The sequence below is a fragment of the Aestuariivirga sp. genome (genome assembly GCF_044239095.1).
GTDB lineage: Bacteria > Pseudomonadota > Alphaproteobacteria > Rhizobiales > Aestuariivirgaceae > Aestuariivirga.
The window spans coordinates 1-4,855 of record NZ_JBIICB010000305.1 but is presented as its reverse complement, the minus strand read 5'-3'; the positions used below and the strand labels follow the sequence as shown (position 1 = coordinate 4,855).

Below are 4,855 nucleotides of genomic sequence, written 5' to 3'. Positions count from 1 at the left end.
CCGATGACGAAGGTCGTCGCCAGCACGATGAGCCAGATGCGGATGGTCGTCCAGAGCGAGGCCAGATAGGTGTCAGAGCCGAAGAAGGTCTTCCAGCTCTGCAATGTCAGCGTGGGCTCGATCTTGAATGTCGTCTGCGTCCAGAACGAGACGTAGAGGATGAGCAGGATGGGTGCGACGAGGAACAACGCCATCCAGAGAACGCCGGGCGCCATCAGCAACCAGCTGTTGTTCCGCCGCGGCTTCGGCGCTTCGGCTGCCTGAACGCTCACACTCATCTCTTCCTCACCCCCGGCCATAGGCGATTGCGTCTTCGGGCTTCCACCGCAGCATGTAGCGTGCCTTCGGCTCGTAAGTCCTGGGCTCGCCCAGGCTCAGGTGATGCTCGACCTCGATCACCTGGCCTGCATCCGTCTCGAAGAAATACATGACGGAGGAGCCGAGATATTCGCTCGCCACATAGGTTGCGGCCAAGCCGGGCGCTTGCGTGCCTTCGGTACCGGGCTCGACGCGCATGCGGTCGTAGCGCACAGCATAGGCCACACGGTCAGACGGCGTCACACGCGAAACGGCGAGGCTTCCGAACGGTCCTTCGAAAGTGCCGCCATTCAGTTTGCCGTCGAATATGTTGTAGCGGTTGAGGAATTGCGCCACGTTCGGCGTCGCGGGTGACGCATAGACCTCATCGGGCTTGGCGAACTGCGCGATGCGGCCGCGGTCGAGAACCACGACGCGGTCACCCATGGCGAGTGCTTCCGTCTCGCTGCCCGTCACGTGCAGGAAGGTAACGCCAAGCTTCTCGCGGATGGCGCGGAGCTCGTTGCGCATGCGATGGCGAAGGTTTGCATCGAGCGCGCCGAGAGGCTCATCCAGCAGCACGAGCTTCGGCTGCATGACGAGGGTCCGCGCCAGTGCCACGCGCTGCTTCTGACCGCCCGAAATCTGGTGAACGCCGCGGCCTTCCATGCCGGCAAGGCCGACGAGTGCAATGACCTCTTTCACCCGCCTCTCAACGTCAGCAGGCGGCGTGAGCTTCTTGCCATTGATAAGACCAAAGGCCACGTTGTCGAACACAGTAAGGTGCGGGAACAGAGCAAAGTTCTGGAACACGAAGCCGATGCCGCGCTCATGCGCCGGCATGGTGGTGATGTCACGCCCCTCGAAATAAACCCGCCCCGTATCCGGCTCCTCGAACCCCGCGATCACGCGAAGCAGCGTGGACTTGCCGGAGCCGCTGGGACCAAGCAGAGAAATATATTCATTTCCCGCCACCGACAGGGAAATGTCGTGAAGGGCTGCCACGTTTCCGTAGTTCTTGGAAATGCCGTCTAGACGGAATATCGCCGTGTGTTCTGCCATTCACCTGTCCCGCGCCCCGGTGTTCCACCAGTGATCCGCGCAGATCTCCTCCCCGAACAATCAAACACCTGCTCACGCCGGAAATGGGGTGCCACAGTGCAATAAGGTGTATCTTTGCATGTAATCAAAATTGTCTAACGTATGCAACAAGAAAAGAAATACGCCCTCCTCTGCGTGAGTAATGTGCGATTGCTATGAAGTGAGGCAATGACAAAACGTCTATTGGATTCAATAGACGTTATTTGGGCGTCAGATAGGGCGCCAACACAGACGATTCGGTGATCACAGCCACAATCTTCAGGCGGGCTAGGTTCTTGTCGGAGAGTGCCCGGAGGTGGCTCTCAAGGTATTCCGCCGCCGAATCAACGAGATGGCGAGAAATTAGGTCGAACAGCGTCCGGTATTCGCTGTGCGCCACCCTGTCTGGCGGCAGCCCGAGCCGGTTGAGGGCGCCTCCAGCCGCTTTCAGCAGAAGCTGATTGTTGCGGATGAGATCTGCCAGCTCGCGATTCGGAACCCGCATCAGGCAATGCGAATTGAGCGCCTCCTCCAGATCCTCGCCGTCGACCGTCTCTCCCGCCGCGAGCTGCCGCGACAGGCTCTCGACCGCGCGGTAGTCGATGTGGCTTGCCGCCATCCGGAGCGCCGCAGGCTCGATGATGGCGCGCACAGCGAATTTCTCCCGCACCGTCTGTGCCGTCAACGGCCCCGCGATCCAGTGCGAGCTCTGGTTCTTGCGGATCAGTCCACGCTCATGGAGCCGGCTCAGCACGTCGCGCACCACGGTGCGGCTGACCCCCAGATAATCGCCAAGTTCCGTCTCGACGATTCGGAATTCGCCAAAGATCAGGCAGGAGGCGACCTGCTGCTCCACTTGGTCATAGACCAGTTCCCAGGTGCCGCGGCTCTGCAACGCCTCGTCGATTTCGACGGCAATTTGCAAGTCAAGCTCGCGGATGTCCTTACGTAGGGGCTCCACCACCTCGCCCGGCGGGCCCGCAAGGAAGCCGCGGCCGGAGAAGCGGTGGATCAGCCCCTCCTCCTCGAGGATGCGGAGCGCCGCCTGCACCGGCGCGCGGCTGGACTGCATCAGTTCGGCGATGGGCCCTTCGAGCAGCACGACCCCCCGCGGCAGCCGGCCGGACAGGATGTTATGGCGCAACACGCGCGTGATCAGCTCATATCGCCGCTGCAGCGAGGGCGGATTGGCGGAGCGCTGCATCACGGCATGCCGCTCCTCACCTTTGCGGCAAAGCGCGCCCACGCGCGGGCCGCATAATTGTGCTCGTCCATCGTGGTGTTCCACACGGCGATGCGGTTGGCCCGCTCCCAGTAGGACCCGCCGGAACGCCGCACCCCTGCCCGCACCACCGTATTTCCCGCAGGACCCGGCAGGTCCGACGCCGCGGGAGCACCTTCATACCAATAAGCCCATTCTTCCGGTGTCAGAACCTCGCGCACGCGATCAAGCACGGACATATAGTAGCCCTGACGCGCCATCACGGCACCGGCCCAGCCGGAAAGCCACCAGTTCATGTATTCATAACCCATCTCGAGCCCATCGTCCGAGAGGTGCCGCGACAGGCTCATGCCGCCATGCCAGGCCCGGTAGCCTTCGATGGGGGCTGCTTCCACCACCGAAGACGCCATCTCGCCCAACTGGCCATAGACGGGTGACCACATGCTCTGAGCAGACAACCGGTCAGACCGGATAAGCTCGGCGGCCTCCTCTGCACTGCTCCATACGGCACAGAAATAGCCCTTCTGGCGGCGGTCATTGAGGAAGGCCATCAGCGAATCGACCTCCGCCACCGTCATGCTGCCGATGTCGCCGAACTGCAATTCGCCCGCGGCCTCCGCCGCGAGCGCCGCATCGAAAATGCCGATCGCTGGCTCGTCGACGAGCGCGATCCGCCCCTTGGCGCGCTCATCCAGCAGCCAGGCCCAGCTGTCCCGCCCGTTCTCCGGCCTGCCGAAGACGCGCGCGTCATAGCCGAACGAATCCATATTGTGCACGGTGGGCAGCATGCTGATGTAGCGCGAAGGGGCATCCCCCAGCTGCTCGCCCGGCTGCACATAGAGCTTCCTCACCGGCGCATCGCCGTGGCCGCGCCAGGCATAGCGGCTGATGCCGCCTTCGCGCGTCAATCCGCTCAGCAGGCCCCAGTCGCTGATGCGTTCGGTGTCGATGGGCCGGAGCGAGCCCCAGGCCCACACGATATCGAGATTGTGGAAGCATTGGTCATAGATGTCATAGGCCGCAGGCTCCATCGCCGCGCGGCGCTGGCAGCTGATGAAGTCGAGGACTTCGAAGCGGATGTCGAAGCCCAAGTCGGCCTCGGCCTTGCGCCGCACCTTTTCAAGCAGCGTGATTTCCGTGCCAAGCACGCGCAGCACGCGCCGCTCGGTGCGGGGAGGTGCCGGAAAGGCGCTGCGGGCGGGAGAAGACATGAACCCTCCCTATCACTCACGCCGCAAGGCCTCAATCCCGCCCGAACTCGGCACGGATCGCCGCCGTATGCTCCCCAAGCTGCGGCGGCGGAAGCGCCACGATCTGGCTCCGCCCCGCAGGCCGCGGCATCGAAGCCGTGGCACCGGCCACCGGCACCTCGATGCGCCGCAGCGCCTTGTGCCGCGCCAGCCCCGGTACGTCCGAAACGCGGCCCCATGCAATCGCATGGCAGTCAAGAAGTGCCGCCGCCTCAGCAACCGTCAGCGGCGCAAACACCGCCGCGATGATCTCGGTCAGTTCCGCGCGGTGCTTCAGCCGGTCTGGGTTCGTGGCAAAGCGCTTGTCCTCCGTCAGTTCCGCCTGTCCTAGAACACCCGCACAAAAGCGCCGCCATTCGGCCGGCTGCTGAATCGCCACGATCACCTCCCCATCACGGCAGCAGAACGGCGCGTAAGGATAAATCGCGGCGTGCGACAAGCCATGCCGCGCCGTGTCCCTGTTCGCTTGTGTCCAGTGCAGCAGTGGCACGCTCATCCAGTCGGCGATGGCATCGAACATGGCAACTTCGATCGCCCGGCCATGCCCCGTCAGCCCGCGTCCAATCAGCGCCTCCAGGATCAACGCATGGGCATTCATGCCCGTGGCGATGTCGGCGGCCGAGACACCCACCTTGGCTGGCGCATGAAGCGAGCCGGTGACGCTGCACAATCCCGCCTCAGCCTGCACCAACAGGTCATAGGCGCGCATATCGCGGTAGTCCGTGTCCTGACCATATCCCGCGATATCGACCGCGATCAGGCGCGGAAACTCCCGCACCAGCGAGTGCGCATCAAGTCCCATGCGCGCGGCCGCACCGGGCGCCAGATTCTGAACGAACACGTCTGCCTTCGCCACCATGCGCCTGACGAGTGCAAGGTCGGCCTCGTCCTTCAGGTCCAGAACCGTGCTTTCCTTGCCGCGGTTGAGCCAAACAAAATAGGCAGAAACGCCGTTGACCGTCTTGTCATAGTGCCGGGCCGTGTCGCCCTCCGCCCGCTCGATCTT

At 63.3% G+C, this 4,855-nt stretch carries 4 protein-coding genes and 1 pseudogene; all 5 read right to left on the bottom strand.

Annotation, left to right across the window (positions count from 1 at the left end):
• A pseudogene (locus tag ACILRA_RS19840) lies at positions 1–278 on the bottom strand (ABC transporter permease); the annotation flags it as partial.
• Between the two features lie 7 nt (positions 279–285).
• Positions 286–1,359, bottom strand: coding sequence for an ABC transporter ATP-binding protein (locus tag ACILRA_RS19835; protein ID WP_395663784.1), 1,074 nt, complete (start codon positions 1,357–1,359; stop codon positions 286–288).
• A 238-nt stretch (positions 1,360–1,597) separates the two neighbouring features.
• Complete coding sequence (locus ACILRA_RS19830; protein WP_395663785.1) at positions 1,598–2,581, bottom strand: GntR family transcriptional regulator; 984 nt, start codon at positions 2,579–2,581, stop codon at positions 1,598–1,600.
• The gene (locus tag ACILRA_RS19825; RefSeq protein ID WP_395663783.1) at positions 2,581–3,810 is read right to left on the bottom strand and encodes a PotD/PotF family extracellular solute-binding protein; all 1,230 of its coding nucleotides are present in this window, start codon (positions 3,808–3,810) and stop codon (positions 2,581–2,583) included. Before ACILRA_RS19825 ends, ACILRA_RS19830 begins: the two co-directional genes overlap by 1 nt.
• Before the next feature lie 31 nt (positions 3,811–3,841).
• Positions 3,842–4,855 (bottom strand): CaiB/BaiF CoA transferase family protein (locus ACILRA_RS19820; RefSeq protein WP_395663782.1); only part of this gene is annotated, 1,014 nt, incomplete at its 5' end.

Bases quoted from the DNA above. Each gene is read 5' to 3' on its own strand.
- ACILRA_RS19835 (WP_395663784.1), bottom strand. From the start codon at position 1,359: ATGGCAGAACACACGGCGATATTCCGTCTAGACGGCATTTCCAAGAAC.
- ACILRA_RS19830 (WP_395663785.1), bottom strand. From the start codon at position 2,581: ATGCAGCGCTCCGCCAATCCGCCCTCGCTGCAGCGGCGATATGAGCTG.
- ACILRA_RS19825 (WP_395663783.1), bottom strand. From the start codon at position 3,810: ATGTCTTCTCCCGCCCGCAGCGCCTTTCCGGCACCTCCCCGCACCGAG.